Raw genomic sequence first — 15,330 nt, 5'->3', positions numbered from 1 at the left:
TTCGTCAGGGAGCCGGCGTGCACACCGGGTCCGGGTCGCCGGCACCCGGGAGGCGGATCGCGGCGGTCGTCGCGGGTCCCGCGGTCGTCGCGGGACCCGCGGTCGTCGCCGACCCCGCGGTCGTCGCCGTTCCCCCGGTCATGGCCGGACTCGACGGTCGGCGCTGCCCGAGCCAGACGAGCACGACGGCGCCGACCACCGCGACGGCGCCCGAGAACCAGAAGTCGGTCGCGAGCCCGAACGACGTGACGGCGGCGCCGCCGAGCACGGACCCGCCGGCGATGGCGAGCTGGATGGTCGTGACGAACAGCGCCAGACCGCTCTCGGACGAGCCGGGCGACGCGTTCGACATCCAGGTCTGCGTCCCGAGCGGCAGCGCACCCCACACGAAGCCCCAGACCGCGAGCAGGACGAACACCGCGACGACCGATTGTGCCGCGAGCGGCAGCAGGACGACCGAGGCGGCGAGCACGGCCTTCGCCACGCCGATGGTGCCGATCACGCTGCGGCTCAGGGTCCACCCCGCGGCGAAGTTCCCGATGATCCCCGCGATGCCGAACACGAGCAGGGCGATCGTGACGGTGTCCGCGTCGACGCGGACCATCTGTTCCAGGTACGGCGAAACGTACGTGTAGGCGGCGAACTGCGCGACGAACAGGAACACCGCGGCGATGAGACCGACGCGAGCGCGCGGGATCCGGAGCAGCCCGCCGAGCGTCGCGAACCGGACGGCCTGGGTCGCCGGGATCCGCGGCAACATCGCGACCTGCAGGCCCAGCGCCACCACACCGAGGCCGCCGCCGATGACGAACGCGAGCCGCCAGCTGGCGAGCGACGAGACGAACGCACCGAGCGGCAGGCTCACGACCGTCGCGACCGAGATGCCGGCGGTGATGAACGAGGTCGCGCGGATCACGGCGGACGGCGCCACGAGCCTCCCGGCGATCCCGGCACCGATCGACCAGAACCCGCCGATCCCGACGCCCAGGAGCATCCGCGCCACGAGCAGCACCCAGAACGACGGCGCGACCGCGGCGAGCGCGTCGGCCACGACCAGGAGCGCCGTGAGGGCGACGAGGACGACGCGACGGTCCACGCGGGAGGTGGCGACGGTGACCACCGGTGCGGCGACGGCGCCGGTGAGTCCGGTGGCGACGACCATGAGTCCTGCGGTGCCGATGTCGACGTGCAGCCCGCGGGCGATGGCGGGCAGGAGTCCGATGGGCAGGAACTCCGAGAGCACGAGCACGAACGAGCCGAGTGCCACCGAGAGCACGCTGAGCCAGCCGCGGCGTTCCGTCGACGATGTCATGGAGTGCTCAAGAGCGCTGGTGCCGTCGTCCATTCCCGTGTGACATCGAAGGCCCCTCTTGCGGGGGTAGAAGATCCGGTCTAACGTCGCCACCGGCTCGCGACGACGGTGTCGACGGGCGTGGACACGACGGGGATCACATGCGCTCGACGACGCTCGCTTCCGATCGACACGCACAGCGGGGACACCGTCGCGTCGGACGGTTGGGGGTGATCGCGTTGTGCGTCGGCCTCGCCGTGGCCGGTTCCACCGTGGGGACGGCAGTGAGCGCGAGCGCTGCCGCGGAGCCCGCTGCCGTACCGGGCTCCGGGACGGATCTGACGAAGTTGGTCAATCCGTTCATCGGTACCGAGAACGAGGGCCTCGACTTCCCCGCCGCCGGCGCTCCGTTCGGCCTGGTCCAGGAGAGTCCGTTGATGAAGACGGCGGGTGGCACGGGGTGCGACACGGAGGCCGCTGACACGGTCACCGGGTTCAGCCAGACGACGATCAACGGGTGTCGGTTCAACTACCTGCCGATGATGCCCACGACCGGCGTGGTCAGCTCCACCGATCCGGCACAGTACGCGTCGACGTTCAGCCACGACGACGAGACCACGGGTCCCGCCTACTACCAGACGCAACTCGACAGGTACGGCGTCAAGGTCGCGTTGACCGCGACGGCACGGACCGGATGGCAGCAGTACACCTTCCCGCGGACGAGCCAGGCGAACGTGCTGTTCAACGCCGGCGCGGGCGTGACGAGCTCGGAGATCCACGTCGTCGGGAACCGGACGGTCGAGGGCTGGGTCGACGACTCGAAGAAGACCTACTTCCACGTCGAGCTCAGCCGACCGTTCGCGTCGTACGGCACGTGGAAGGGCACCGAGCGGACGTCGGGTTCGCGCACCTCGGCCGCGAAGGGCTCGAACGGTGCATGGGCCACGTTCGACACCACGAAGAACGACGATCCCGTCGTCGCGAAGGTGGGACTCTCCTTCACCGGGCTCGCCGGAGCGCGGAAGAACCTGTCGGCGGAGACGGGGAAGCTGGGCTTCGACTTCAACGCCGCGCACCGAGCGCTCACCGCCGACTGGAACACGATGCTGCACAAGGCGGCGATCGGTGGGGGCTCGCACGATCAGCAGGTCGCGTACTACACGGCGCTCTACCACTCGATGCTCGACCCGAACCTGATCGGCGACGTCGACGGTCGGTACGTCGGGGCCGACGAGAAGATCCACACCGCCAGCGACTACACCCCGTACAGCAACTTCTCGCTCTGGGACACGTACCGGACGCAGAACCAGCTGCTCGAGATGCTCGTGCCGAAGGTGGCGCACGACATCGACATGTCGATCATCGCGATCGCCCGCGAGGGCGGGGCGCTGCCCCGCTGGTATCTCGAGGACCAGGAGGGCAACATCATGACCGGCGACCCGGTCACCCCGTTCCTGGTCGAGGGCTGGTCCAAGGGCCTGCTCACCGGGGCTGACGCCGCGGAGGCGTACGAGTACCTCCGAGCGAACGCCACGGAGGTGCCACCCGCCGGTGTCCGAGAGAACGGACGCGCCGGGGTCGCCTACTACGCGGAACGTGGGTACATCCCGTACGGGCTGAACATCGAGCCGGCGGCCGACTGCCACGGCGGGACGAGCGGCAACTGCTGCCCGACGAAGAGCAACGACAACGACTGCTACTACGGCACGTCGGCCACACTCGAGTACGCGGCAGCGGACGCATCACTGGCCCTCATGGCGAAGGGGCTCGGCCACGCGGAGGACGCCGCGATGTTCGCCAAGCGCGGGCAGTCGTACCGGAACGTGTTCGACACCCAGACGAGTCAGTTCCGGCCACGGACCGCAGCCGATGGCACGTGGCTGTCCCCCTACGACCCGGTCACGAGCGACCACGCGTTCCACGAGCAGAACGCGAGCCAGTACCAGTGGCTCGTGCCGCAGGATCCCGCGGGGCTCGTCGGCATGCTGGGGGGCAGTGCGGCGACGACAGGTCGACTGGACGAGTTCTTCGACTACGACGCGCTCCTCACCGATCCCACCGGGACCGCCCGCACCGCTTGGGTGAGCGACCCCTACGACTACTACGACTCCACGGCGTACAACCCGAACAACGAGCCGAACCTCATCGCGCCCTACCTGTACGCGTGGACGGGGAAGCCGGGGAACACCGCGACCGTGGTGAAGGCGCAGGAGACCCTGTTCACGAACACTCCCGGCGGCATCCCCGGGAACGACGACATGGGTGAGATGTCGTCGTGGTACGTCATGTCCTCGCTGGGGCTCTACCCCACGACCAGTGGTGGCGACTTCGACGTGATCACGACGCCGCAGTTCCCGAACGCCCAGGTGCAGATCGGTGGATACGGCAAGACACAGGGTGGGATGCTGACGATCTCCGCACCCGGCACGAGCATGGCGAACCGGTACATCGCCTCCGCGACGGTGAACGGCACGTCGTGGGACAAGGCCTGGGTCGACCAGACCGACATCGCCCACGGTGGTCACATCGCGTACGCGTTGAGCACCGATCCCACCACCTGGGCCACGGCCGCGGAGGACGCGCCCCCGTCGATCGACACCGTCTCGAACCCCGTGCGCCAGCTCAGCGCCGACGTCTCGCCGGACCAGGCGATCGTGGAGCCCACCGCGGGTCGCCCGTCACAGCAGCACGTCGACCTGACGCTCCTGGCCACCGCTCCGCGCAACGCCGAGGTCGCCGTCACCGCGTCGGCGCCGAAGGGCTGGACGGTGTCCCCGTCCCGCACGACGGTCACCGCGACCTCGAACGGACTGCCCACCCAGCTCGACGACCGCCTGCGAGTCGTCGCTCCGGCCGGCACCGGACCCGGCACGTACACCGTCGCTCTCACTGCGAAGCTGGCCGGAGCGCCAGCTGTGCGGAAGAGCGTCAGCGTCGTCGTCGAGGACGGCACGAGTTGCGCGATCCGGACGAGCACCTCGTGCGCCGTGGATCTCAACGGCGTCTACGACAACGACGGCGTCGCGACCCTCACCTCCCCCGGCCAGGGCGACTTCGACGGAACCGGTCTCAGCTACGCGGCCGACCAGCTACCGGCACCCGGACCGGTCACCCTCGACGGCGTCACCTACGAGGCACCGCCGACCTCGGGCACCAGTGAGAACTTCGTCAAGTCCACCGGGCAGGCGATCGCTCTGCCGTCGGGCGAGTACAGCAGTCTCCACATCGTGGGCGCGTCCGACAACGGCAGCACCGGCGCCGCGTCGGCCACCGCCGTCGTCACGTACACCGACGGCAGCACCGCGACCGTGCCGCTCGAGCTCACCGGCTGGGCGAACCAGTCCCCGGACTTCGGCAACAGCACGGTGCTGAAGACCCCGTACCAGCTCAAGGCGGGGACCGGGAAGACCGCCACCGGGGCGTCGCTGTACGAGACGACCGTGCCGCTGCAGGCCGGGAAGCAGGTCCGGTCGCTCTCCCTCACCGACCCGTCGGTGCCGGCGTGGGTCGCACCGGGGTCCGGAGGACTCGACTGGCAGCGCGACAGCGATCTGGAGATCTACGCCATGACGCTGCAGCACTGAGCAGTCAGCGACGCCCGCTCGGGAGGCCCGGCACCGGAACGGTGTCGGGCCTCACCCCGTCCGTGGTCGGTGTGCTCGGTCCGACGGACCGGCTGTGGCCGCACACCATGGCAGACGGGCGAACACGGGCATGAGCGGGCCGACGATCGGTCCGATGGCGAACGCCGCGACGACGGTCCCGACGCCGACGTCGCCGCCGAGGAGCCACCCGACCACGACGACGGTCAACTCGATCGCGGTCCGTGCCAGCCAGACCGGCCAGCCGAGCCGCTCGTGGAGTCCGACCATGAGGCCGTCCCGCGCGCCCGCTCCGAACCGGGCCCCGATGTAGCAGGCCGTGGCGACGGCGAGCAGGACGAGCCCGAGCGCGAACAGCCCGATGCGTCCCGGCAGCCCGGCGGGGGTGTGGACGACGGCGAGGACGAGGTCGGCGGCCGGGCCGATGGTGAGCGCGTTGAGGACCGTGCCGATGCCGGGCCGCTGGCGCAGCGGGATCCAGAACAGCAGGATGACGCCGCTCGACACCAGGGTCACGGTGCCGAACGACCACGGCACGATCCGCTCGAGCCCCTCGGTGAGCACGCTCCACGACGCGACGCCGATGACCGCGCGGACCATGAGCGCCGTCGCGGCCCCGTAGAGGAACAGACCGACGAGGAGCTGGACGACACGGAGCACGAGCGCGGGGCGGCGGGACACACGAGCACCCAACCGCGGATTGGACTGGTCGTCGAGAGCCAATCCTCCTACGCTGGCCACCGTGATCCCCCTCGTGCTCTCGGCCCGGGCCGCCGCCGCCCTGCTCACGCACTGGCGCGACGGCTCGTCCGGGCCCGCCTACAGCGCACTCGCCGACGCCGTCCGCGTGCTCGCGATCGACGGGCGGGTCGCGGTCGGGACGCGCCTCCCCGCCGAACGGCAGCTCGCCGACGCGCTCGGCGTCAGCCGGACGACGGTCGCCAGCGCCTACGCCCTGCTCCGGGACGACGGGTTCCTCCGCAGCACCCGCGGGTCGGGGAGTGTGCTGCGGCTCCCGTCCGCGGTCGCCGGGCGGCCCGACCCGGACCACCTCGCCGCGCCGGTGGACGGCGACCTGCTCGACCTGCGGAAGGCAGCGCTCCACGCAGCCCCGGGTGTCGCCGAGGCGGCGGTGCGGGCGGTGCAGGGCCTCCCGGCCGCACTCGTGGGCACCGGGTACGACACCGTCGGCGACCCGGGGCTCCGGGCGGCGATCGCCGACCGCTACACGACGCGGGGCCTGCCGACGACGGCGGACCAGGTGCTCGTCACCCTCGGCGCGCAGCACGCGATCGCGCTCCTGGCGCGCGTGCTCGTGCGCCGCGGCACGGAGGTCCTCATCGAGTCCCCCACGTACCCGCACGCCCACGAGGCGTTCCGCGCGGCCGGGGCACGGTTGGTGGCCGTGCCCGTGGACGCGCACGACGGCTGGGACGGCGACGCGCTCGTCAGCGCGCTGCGGCGGAGCGCGCCCGCGGTCGCGTACCTCATGCCCGACCTGCACAACCCGACCGCGGCGACCATGCCGTCCGCACTCCGGGAGGCCGTGCTCACTGCGGCCGCGGACGCCGGCACCGTCGTCATCGCCGACGAGACCATGGCGGAGCTCCGGATCGACGGCGACGTGGTGCCGCCGTTCGCGACGGCCGGTCCAGCGGTCCTCATCGGATCGGCCGGCAAGGTCTTCTGGGGTGGTCTGCGGGTCGGTTGGATCCGGGCGGACCCCGCGCTCCTGCAGCGCCTCGTGCTCGCCCGGCCGACGGGCGACCTCGGCACGCCCGCGATCGAACAGCGCATCGTCCGCGAGCTCGTCCCGGACACGGCGGCCGCCCTGGAGGCCCGGCGCACCTTCCTCCGCGCCGCCCGCGACACCGTCGTGGCCGGGTTGCGGGACCGGGTGCCGGAGTGGGAGGTCCCGGCACCGGCCGGCGGGTTGTCCACCTGGGTGCGCCTCGGCCGTCCGGTCTCGAGCGCGCTCGTCCTCGCCGCCCGCGCCGAGGGCCTCGTCCTCACCTCGGGTGGTGCGTTCGGGCCGCACGGGGGCTTCGAGGGGTTCCTCCGCGTCCCCTACGCGGTGCCGGCGGACGCGCAGGTGCGGCTCGTCGAGGCCCTGGGCCGCGCGTGGACGCGGCTCGACTCCGCGGTCCGGGCCCCGGGTCGGCCGATCGCGGCCGTCGTGTGACCGGGTCCCGGCCGGGGGCTACTTGCTGTCGGGGTCGAGGTTGATCGTCGTGTCCTCGTAGAGGTACTGCTGGTCGCCGAACACCTGCAGGCCCGCGTTGAGCCAGATGAGGTCCTGCACCGAGATCCCGAACCGCGACGCCACCATGGCCGTCGTGTCGCCGTGGGCCACCCGGTACCGCTTCGGGGCACCGCTGGCCGTCGTCGCGGTGACGGTGCCGGAGGCGTAGGGGCGTGCCCCGCCGTCGACCGGGTGGACGTTCGACTGCCGTACGGGGATCGACCAGTGCACGGTGTCCACGGCGAGGACCTTGTCGGGGCCGAGTTCCTGCGGCACGTCGGCCTCGGCCGCCGCCGACGAGTAGGTCACGAGCGTCCCGAGGTACGCCGGCTGCCCGATGTCGCCGAGGGACGCGGACGACGCGGGTGCCGGTGTGGTCGTCGGACCCCCGAGCTGGTGGTCCGCGACCCCGTGGTAGGTCAGGCCGTCCCCCACCTCCGGCGGGACGTCGAGCAGCGTGACGGAGATCGGCACCGGCACGGTCGAGGTGAACCCGGAGTACTCGGCGGAGTACGTGTCGTCGCCGTTCGCGACCATCCGGTAGTGGAAGTGGATGCTGCCCTTCGGCGACGCGACGTCCCCCTGGGCGACGACGGTGCCCTGCGGGACGGACGTGAGCGTCGGACTCGGGCTCGGCGCCGCCTCGGGTCCGGCGGTCGCGGGGCACGGCGTCGCGGACCCGGGGATGACGCCGGCGTTCGGGGCGGTCGGCGTGGGTGTGGGCGTGGCGGACACGGTCGCCGTGCGGTGGTGCGTCGGAGGGTGCGACGTCGTGACGGACGGGCCCGGGTCGGTCGTCCCGCCGAGCATCGAACACCCGGTCAACAGGCCCGCCGTCGCCACCGCGACCACGACACCGATCACGCGCACCGTCGGCGTCCCGCTCTGCTCCGCGCCGACTCGGTCGCGGTCCCCCCACCTGGACATGATGCCTCCTCAGGGAATCCTAGCCGCCGCTCGGGTGGCGACCGAGCGCGTCGACCGAGCACGGGCCGGGATCGGCGGAACACGACGGGTCCCCCCGGCGTGCTCGGAGCCTGCCAGTCTGGATCCGTGACGGAACTCCTGGTGCTCATCGTGTCCGCGCTCGTGCTCATCGCCGCGGCCGCGGTGGTCGGCCCGCGCATCGGGATCGCCGCGCCGCTCGTGCTCGTCGCGATCGGCGTCGGTGCGAGCTTCCTGCCGTGGTTCGCCTCCGTCCACATCGAGCCGGCGTGGGTGCTCGAGGGCCTCCTCCCCCCACTGCTGTACGCGTCGGCGGTGTCGATGCCGGCCATGAACTTCCGGCGCGAGTTCGGGGCGATCAGCGGGCTGTCCGTCCTGCTCGTCGTCGGCAGTGCACTCGTGCTCGGCCTGTTCTTCATGCTCGTCCTGCCCGGCCTCGGGTTCGCCTGGGGCGTCGCGCTCGGCGCGATCGTGAGTCCGACCGACGCCGTGGCCACGTCGATCATCAAGCGGACGTCGGTGTCCAAGCGCGTCGTGGCGATGCTCGACGGCGAGAGCCTGCTCAACGACGCGACGGCGCTCGTGCTCCTCCGCACCGCGATCGTCGCGACGGCCGCGTCCTTCTCGTTCTGGGGCGCGGTCGGGACGTTCGCGTACTCGGTCGTCGTGGCGCTGCTGATCGGGTGGCTCGTGGGCTGGCTGGACCTCGTGGTGCGCAAGCGCGTGACCGACCCCACGGTGAACACGGTGATCTCGTTCGCGGTGCCGTTCGCGGCGGCGGTCCCGGCGGAGTCCCTCGGCGCGTCCGGACTCGTGGCCGCCGTCGTCGCGGGCCTCATCACGGGCGTCTTCGCGCCGCGGGACCTGTCGCCGCAGCACCGGTTGTCGGACTCGCAGAACTGGCGGACGGTGGAGCTCGTGCTCGAGGGCATCGTGTTCCTGACCATGGGCCTGCAGATCACGTCGATCGTCGGGGCCGTGCACCACGACCACGCCGGTGTCGGGATCGCCGTCCTGGTCGCCGTCGGCGCGTTCGTGCTCACGGTGATGGTCCGGGCCGCGTACGTCGCGCCGCTGCTCCGGGTCCTCCGTGCCCGGGCGGGCCGCGGAGTCCGGCTGGAGGACCGACTGCAGGGCGTGCAGGCGAAGCTCGACACACCCGAGGGCCAACGGCAGGCGTTCGTCGAGGTGAACGCGCGGCAGCCCGGTCCGGGCTCCGGTGGCCGCCCGCGGTCCGCGCGGGACCTCGAGCGGTTCGCCCGACGCGTGACGCAGGTGCTCGCCGACATCGCGTACTTCCGGCGAGAGCCGCTCGGATGGCGCGAGGGCACCGCGGTCGTCTGGGCGGGCATGCGCGGTGCCGTCACGGTCGCCGCCGCCCAGACCCTCCCGCACGACACGCCACAGCGCTCGGCTCTCGTGCTCATCGCGTTCGCGGTCGCGGCCCTGTCGCTCCTCGTCCAGGGCGGCACGATCGGGCCCCTGCTGCGGCGGATCACGCCACCACGGGACACCGCGGCGCTCGAACAGCAGACGGACGCCGAACGCACGCGGCTCTTCGAGCTCATGCGGTCGAGCGGCGAGTCCGTGCCCGAGCCGCCGCAGCTCGGGGGCGACCCGACCCAGGAGCAGTTCGGCATCGCCAAGGAGCACCGCCTCGCCGTCATCGCGGCGCAACGGTCCGCGCTGCTGGACGCCCGCGACAACGGCACGTTCGACGCCGACGTCCTGGAGGACGCGCTCGCCAACCTCGACGCCACCCAGATCGCCATCGAGCTGCGCGGCACGGCCGCCACCTGACACGCCGGGCACGACCACCGGGACACGACCGTGCCGAACGACGTGCACCCGATCGCAGGGGACGGTCGCACGGCCAGCGGCCACCGAGTGCCCAGCGGCTAGCATCCCGACCATGGACGACGAGACCACCCCGCGAACGGACGCCGACGAGGACGAGCCGCGGATCTCCGGGTGGCTCCAGCGGCACGCGGACCTCGTCTGGTACGCGCTCGGCGTCGTGTTCGTCGTCGACGGGATCAGCGCGCTGGTCAACCTGGTGCGCGGCGTGCCCGGCCCGGATGATTCGAATGTCATCAGCACGTTCGGCGGCTTCATCGCCGGCATCGCGGCGCTCGTCGTCGGCCTGCGCACGGCGCGGGACCACCGCGAGCACCCGGACGACGAGTAGGTCGGCGACGCCGCGAGCGCGTGTCGCAGCCCGCGCGGAGTCACCGGCGGCGACGATCATGCGGTGGACTCCATGCAGGTCGGCGCGCACCGCGGCCGCTCCCGTGCTCGCCTCGTCGCGATGGTCGTCGTCGGCGTGGCCGCCGGCGTCGTCGCCTTCGTCGTGCACGCCGGGCTCGCGGCCTGGGCGATCGGCTGGACGGCCGCCTGCCTGACCTACCTCGTGCGGGTCTGGACCGCCGTCCACGGCCTCGACGGCGTCGCCACCCGCATCCACGCGCTCCGCGAGGACCCGACGCGCCGCGTGAGCCACGTCCTCCTCGTGCTCGCAGCGGTCGGGAGCCTGTTCATCGTCGGCATGACGCTCATCGGGTCGAAGGAGAGCGGCGGACTCCGAGCGGACCTCCTGGCGGCCCTCGCCGTGCTCAGTGTCGCCCTGTCGTGGATCCTCATCCACACGCTGTTCATGCTGCGGTACGCCGTGCAGTACTACGGCGGCGACGCCGAGGGCGGCATCGACTTCAACCAGCGGACGCCGCCCGCGTACGGTGACTTCGCGTACTTCGCCTTCAACCTCGGGATGACGTTCCAGGTCAGCGACACGGCCGTCACCTCCACGGCGATCCGTCGCGTCGTGCTCCGCCACTGCCTGCTGGCGTACGTGTTCGGATCGGTCATCCTCGCGACGCTCGTCAACCTCGTCGCCGGACTCGGCTGACGCCGGACGGGAGGCGCGGGCCCGCGATCCGCCACGCGGGACACCCTCGACCGGATACCGTTCCTGTATGAGCACCGACACGGACACGCCGACCGCCGCCGACACCGACGGGGCTTCGCCGACGTTCGCCGACCTCGGGTTGAGCGAGCCGGTCCTCAAGGCCGTGCGCGACATCGGGTACGAGGTGCCGTCCGCGATCCAGGCCGCCACGATCCCCACCCTCCTCGAGGGGCGCGACGTCGTCGGCCTCGCACAGACGGGCACGGGCAAGACCGCTGCGTTCGCGCTGCCGATCCTGTCGCGGCTCGCGTCCTCGCAGAAACTGCCGCAGGCCCTCGTGCTCTCCCCCACCCGTGAACTCGCACTCCAGGTGTGCGAGGCGTTCGAGCAGTACGCCGCGCACATGCGCGGTGTGCACGTCCTGCCGGTGTACGGCGGGCAGGCGTACGGCGTCCAGCTGTCGGCGCTCCGCCGCGGTGTCGACGTCGTCGTCGGCACGCCGGGGCGCATCATGGACCACATCGCCAAGGGCACCCTCGACCTGTCCGAGCTCAAGTACCTCGTGCTCGACGAGGCCGACGAGATGCTCAAGATGGGGTTCGCGGAGGACGTCGAGACGATCCTCGCCGAGACGCCGGACGACAAGCAGGTCGCGTTGTTCTCGGCGACCATGCCGGCGCAGATCCGTCGGATCTCGAAGCAGTACCTGGACGACCCGGCCGAGATCACCGTCAAGCAGAAGACGACGACCTCGGCGAACACGACCCAGCGCTACCTGCTCGTGTCCTACCCGCAGAAGGTCGACGCCCTGACCCGCATCCTCGAGGTCGAGAACTTCGAGGGGATGATCGTGTTCGTCCGCACGAAGAGCGAGACCGAGACGCTCGCCGAGAAGCTCCGGGCCCGGGGGTACGCCGCCGCCGCCATCAGCGGGGACGTCGCACAGGCGCAGCGCGAGCGCACGGTCAACCAGCTCAAGTCCGGCAAGCTCGACATCCTCGTCGCCACCGACGTCGCGGCACGGGGCCTGGACGTCGACCGCATCACGCACGTCGTGAACTACGACATCCCGATCGACACCGAGTCCTACGTGCACCGCATCGGACGCACCGGCCGCGCCGGCCGGAGTGGTGCGGCCATCAGCTTCGTCACGCCCCGTGAGCGCCGCCTGCTCGGCGCCATCGAGAAGGCGACGCGTCAGCCGCTCACGCAGATGCAGCTGCCCACGGTCGAGGACGTCAACGTCACGCGTCTGGCGCGGTTCGACGACGCGATCACCGCGGCGCTCGAGCAGCAGGACCGGATCTCGGCGTTCCGCGACATCATCGGGCACTACGTCGAGCACCACGACGTGCCCGAGGCAGACGTCGCGGCGGCCCTCGCCGTCGTCGCCCAGGGTGAGGAGCCGCTGCTGCTCGACCCGCAGGAGGAGCGGCAGCGCCGCGCCACCGAGGACCGCGGACCGCGCGTGTACGACCGCGACGACCAGACCGGCGGACGCGGCGAACGGCCCGAGCGGCGGGCCCGGTCGACGCAGCCGATGGCGCCCTACCGGATCGAGGTCGGTCGTCGGCAGCGCGTCGAGCCGCGCCAGATCGTGGGCGCGCTCGCGAACGAGGGTGGCCTCGGCCGCGACGACTTCGGTCAGATCCAGATCCGTCCGGACTTCTCGATCGTCGAGCTCCCGGCGGACCTGTCCGAGGACGTCCTCGACCGCCTGCGGGACACCCGGATCAGCGGCAAGCTCATCGAGATCCGCCCGGACCGTCGTGGCGGTCCGCGCCGCGACCGCGACGACCGAGGCGGGCGCGACGACCGCGACGACCGGCCGCCGCGCAAGCCCCGGTACCGCTGAGCGGGAGCGTCAGGAGCGCTCGGGCTCGATCGACGCGCCGAGTTCGGTCCACAGGTGCGCGATCGAGGCCGCGCCGGCGACGAGCATCTCGAGGTCGATGCTCTCGTCGCTCGAGTGCCAGTGGTCCTCGGGGAGCCCCGTGCCCACGAACAGCACCGGGACGTCGAGCTCGCGTCCGAGCAGCTCGGCGGGCCCGCCGCCCGCGTTGCCCATGCGGCCGGCGGTGGGGGTCCCGTGTCCGCGCGCCATGGCTCGGTCGAGGGCGTCGAGCGCGGGCCCGGACGGTGTGACGTACGGGTCCTGCCCCGACTCCTCCGGGATGGACAGTTCGTAGACCACGCTGTCCGGGATGTGCTCGTCGAAGAACGCGCGCACCTGCTCCGCGACGGTGTGCACGTGCTGCCCCGGGACGGTGCGGATGCTGAGTTCGGCGGTCGCCTGGGACGGGATGACCGCACGCGAGACGCCGGTCGGGTCGCCCGCGAGGACCGAGAGGATCTCGAGTGACGGCCGTGCCCACAGGCGCTCCTCGACCGTGAACCCGCGCTCGCCCGTGACGCTCCGCGTCTCGGTGCGCTCGAGCCAGACGTCGGTGTCGAAGGACAGGTCCTCGAGTTCGCGCCGCCGCTCGTCGGTCAGCTCCTCGACGTCGTCGTAGAAGCCGGGCAGCGCGATGCGGCCGTCGTCGTCGTGCAGCCGCCCGAGGACGTCGACGAGCACGTGGACGGGGTTCGGCGTCGGTCCGGACGCCGCTCCGCTGTGGACGTCGCGCTCCGGCCCGGTGATGGTCAGCGTGGCCCCGGTCATGCCGCGCATCGAGGTGACGACGGCGGGGTTGCCCTGCTTCCACTGCAGCGTGTCGGAGAACACGACGACGTCGCAGGCGAACCGGTCCCGGTGGGTCTCGATGAGGTCCGCGAAGTGCGTCGAGCCGAGCTCCTCCTCGCCCTCGACGATCACCCGGAAGTTGACCGCCGGCAACCCGCCCGGTCGGGTCGCCAGGTGCGCCCGCAGTCCCCACAGGTGCGCGATCATCTGGCCCTTCGCGTCCGACGCACCGCGGCCGTAGAGCCGGCCGTCGCGGAACACGGGCGCGAACGGCGCGGTCTCCTTCCACTCCTCGGGCTTCGCGTCCCGCACGTCGTGGTGGCTGTACACGAGCACGGTCGGCAGCGCGGGGTCGACCTGCCACTCGGCGTACACCGCCACGGACGGCCCGGCCCGCAGGAGCTCGGTCGTGAACCCGATCGCCCGGAGTTCGCCGGCGAGCCAGTGCGCGGACCGCTCGACGTCGATGGCCCGCTCCGGGAGCGCGCCGACGGACGGGATCGCCACCCACGCGCTCAACTCGTCGACGACACGCTGCCGGTGCTCGGCGAGGAACCGGACGACCTCGGTCGCGTCGGTGTCCGTGATCGCGATGTCGTTCGACGCGGTGTCGGTCGTGTCGTTCGTGGCGCTCATCCTGATCCGTTCCTCGAGGCGATTGCCGTGACGGTACGGACCACCGCCTGCACGGAGCGTCAGGCGTCGGTGTCCTCGAGCGCGTCGAGCGTCGCGATGTCCTCGGCCGACAGCGTGAAGTCGACGTCCGCGTTCTCGGCGATGCGCGACGGCGTGGTGGACTTCGGCAGGGGCAGGACGTCCTTCTCGAGCAGGTAGCGGATCGCGACCTGGGCGACGGACTTGCCGTACCGCTCGCCGATCGCCCGGATCGCCTCGTTCTCGAGCAGACCGCCCGTGGCGAGCGGCGAGTACCCCTCGACGAGGATGTCCCGCTCGCGGCAGTAGGCGGTGGTCTCGTCCTGGGTGTTGCCGATGAACCAGCGGATCTGGTTGGCGTGCGGGACGACGTCGGTGTCCGCGGCGAGGGACTCGAGGTCGTCCACGTCGAAGTTGGAGACGCCGATCGAACGGGTGCGCCCGGCGTCGTAGAGCTCCTCGAACACCTTCCACACCTCGATGTTCCCGGCGCGGTGGTCCGAGCCGATCGCGTTCCAGGGCCAGGGCGCGTGGATGAGGTACAGGTCGATCGGGCCGACGTCGAGCAGGCGCTCGGACTCGGCGAAGGCGTGACGGGCGCCGTCGGCGGTCTTCACCTCGGCCGGGCACTTCGTGGTCACGAACACCTCGTCGCGCGGGACGCCGCTGTCCTTGATGGCACGGCCGACGCTCGCCTCGTTGCCGTAGGCGCGTGCCGTGTCGATGTGCCGGTACCCGGCGTCGAGCGCGGCGCGGGTGGCGTCGTACGCGGCCGCCCCGTCGGGGATCTGCCAGGTGCCGAAGCCGATCCCCGGGATGTGCAGGCCGTTCGACATGGTGAAGGTGTCGATGAGTGCGGGCATGGGGGGACCTCCTTCGTCGGGCGCCGCGGACCGCGGCGTCGGGTGCCGAGGCGGACGCTACTCCCCGCCGGGGGCGGTGCGTGCGGTCGAGTCGCTCAGCGGCAGCCGCCGCACGTCCCTCCCGCCCTGTCTCTTATACACATCT

Annotated in this window: 11 protein-coding genes; 6 read left to right on the top strand and 5 right to left on the bottom strand. The window is 71.8% G+C overall.

Annotated features, from left to right (window positions below):
* Positions 1-4: 4 nt before the first annotated feature.
* Complete coding sequence (locus DEI82_RS07260; protein ID WP_111036351.1) at positions 5-1,312, bottom strand: MFS transporter; 1,308 nt, start codon at positions 1,310-1,312, stop codon at positions 5-7.
* On the opposite strand from DEI82_RS07260, the gene DEI82_RS07255 reads away from it, so the two are divergent.
* Positions 1,306-4,875, top strand: coding sequence for a GH92 family glycosyl hydrolase (locus DEI82_RS07255; RefSeq protein WP_309146642.1), 3,570 nt, complete (start codon positions 1,306-1,308; stop codon positions 4,873-4,875). The two genes, DEI82_RS07260 and DEI82_RS07255, sit on opposite strands and share 7 nt — an antisense overlap.
* A gap of 51 nt (positions 4,876-4,926) precedes the next feature.
* Here the strand turns inward: DEI82_RS07255 and DEI82_RS07250 are convergent, their stop codons facing one another.
* Positions 4,927-5,574 (bottom strand): YitT family protein, encoded by a 648-nt coding sequence (locus DEI82_RS07250; RefSeq protein WP_111036349.1) that lies wholly within the window; start codon positions 5,572-5,574, stop codon positions 4,927-4,929.
* A gap of 61 nt (positions 5,575-5,635) precedes the next feature.
* Between DEI82_RS07250 and DEI82_RS07245 the strand changes: the two genes are divergently transcribed.
* Positions 5,636-7,075 (top strand): PLP-dependent aminotransferase family protein, encoded by a 1,440-nt coding sequence (locus tag DEI82_RS07245; RefSeq protein WP_258371997.1) that lies wholly within the window; start codon positions 5,636-5,638, stop codon positions 7,073-7,075.
* An 18-nt stretch (positions 7,076-7,093) separates the two neighbouring features.
* On the opposite strand, the gene DEI82_RS07240 is transcribed toward DEI82_RS07245, so the two are convergent.
* On the bottom strand, positions 7,094-8,062 hold the full coding sequence (locus DEI82_RS07240; protein ID WP_258371996.1) for a LysM domain-containing protein: 969 nt from the start codon (positions 8,060-8,062) through the stop codon (positions 7,094-7,096).
* Positions 8,063-8,188: 126 nt separating this feature from the next.
* Here DEI82_RS07240 and DEI82_RS07235 point away from each other — a divergent pair, with 126 nt between their 5' ends.
* From DEI82_RS07235 to DEI82_RS07220, 4 genes are all read left to right on the top strand, one after another.
* Positions 8,189-9,880, top strand: coding sequence for a sodium:proton antiporter (locus DEI82_RS07235; RefSeq protein WP_111036348.1), 1,692 nt, complete (start codon positions 8,189-8,191; stop codon positions 9,878-9,880).
* 112 nt (positions 9,881-9,992) lie between these two features.
* The gene (locus DEI82_RS07230; protein WP_111008728.1) at positions 9,993-10,268 is read left to right on the top strand and encodes a hypothetical protein; all 276 of its coding nucleotides are present in this window, start codon (positions 9,993-9,995) and stop codon (positions 10,266-10,268) included.
* Between the two features lie 72 nt (positions 10,269-10,340).
* Positions 10,341-10,985, top strand: coding sequence for a DUF1345 domain-containing protein (locus DEI82_RS07225; RefSeq protein WP_111036447.1), 645 nt, complete (start codon positions 10,341-10,343; stop codon positions 10,983-10,985).
* A 67-nt stretch (positions 10,986-11,052) separates the two neighbouring features.
* A complete protein-coding gene (locus DEI82_RS07220; RefSeq protein WP_111008727.1) occupies positions 11,053-12,840 on the top strand; it encodes a DEAD/DEAH box helicase in 1,788 nt (595 codons plus the stop codon).
* Positions 12,841-12,849: 9 nt separating this feature from the next.
* On the opposite strand, the gene DEI82_RS07215 is transcribed toward DEI82_RS07220, so the two are convergent.
* Together DEI82_RS07215 and DEI82_RS07210 are read right to left on the bottom strand one after the other, a co-directional pair.
* A complete protein-coding gene (locus tag DEI82_RS07215; protein WP_111036347.1) occupies positions 12,850-14,304 on the bottom strand; it encodes a M20/M25/M40 family metallo-hydrolase in 1,455 nt (484 codons plus the stop codon).
* 59 nt (positions 14,305-14,363) lie between these two features.
* A complete protein-coding gene (locus DEI82_RS07210; protein WP_111036346.1) occupies positions 14,364-15,185 on the bottom strand; it encodes an aldo/keto reductase in 822 nt (273 codons plus the stop codon).
* Between the last annotated feature and the right edge of the window lie 145 nt (positions 15,186-15,330).

The sequence above is a fragment of the Curtobacterium sp. MCBD17_019 genome (genome assembly GCF_003234555.1).
Taxonomy (GTDB): Bacteria; Actinomycetota; Actinomycetes; order Actinomycetales; family Microbacteriaceae; genus Curtobacterium.
The sequence above is the reverse complement of the archived record's forward strand: the minus strand, read 5'-3'. Positions and strand labels throughout refer to the sequence as shown.

What these genes read in the sequence shown, in the direction of transcription:
- DEI82_RS07230 (WP_111008728.1), top strand. Translation starts at nt 9,993, where the DNA reads ATGGACGACGAGACCACCCCGCGAACGGACGCCGACGAGGACGAGCCG.
- DEI82_RS07220 (WP_111008727.1), top strand. Translation starts at nt 11,053, where the DNA reads ATGAGCACCGACACGGACACGCCGACCGCCGCCGACACCGACGGGGCT.
- DEI82_RS07240 (WP_258371996.1), bottom strand. Translation starts at nt 8,062, where the DNA reads ATGTCCAGGTGGGGGGACCGCGACCGAGTCGGCGCGGAGCAGAGCGGG.
- DEI82_RS07210 (WP_111036346.1), bottom strand. Translation starts at nt 15,185, where the DNA reads ATGCCCGCACTCATCGACACCTTCACCATGTCGAACGGCCTGCACATC.
- DEI82_RS07225 (WP_111036447.1), top strand. Translation starts at nt 10,341, where the DNA reads ATGCAGGTCGGCGCGCACCGCGGCCGCTCCCGTGCTCGCCTCGTCGCG.
- DEI82_RS07255 (WP_309146642.1), top strand. Translation starts at nt 1,306, where the DNA reads ATGTCATGGAGTGCTCAAGAGCGCTGGTGCCGTCGTCCATTCCCGTGT.
- DEI82_RS07215 (WP_111036347.1), bottom strand. Translation starts at nt 14,304, where the DNA reads ATGAGCGCCACGAACGACACGACCGACACCGCGTCGAACGACATCGCG.
- DEI82_RS07260 (WP_111036351.1), bottom strand. Translation starts at nt 1,312, where the DNA reads ATGACATCGTCGACGGAACGCCGCGGCTGGCTCAGCGTGCTCTCGGTG.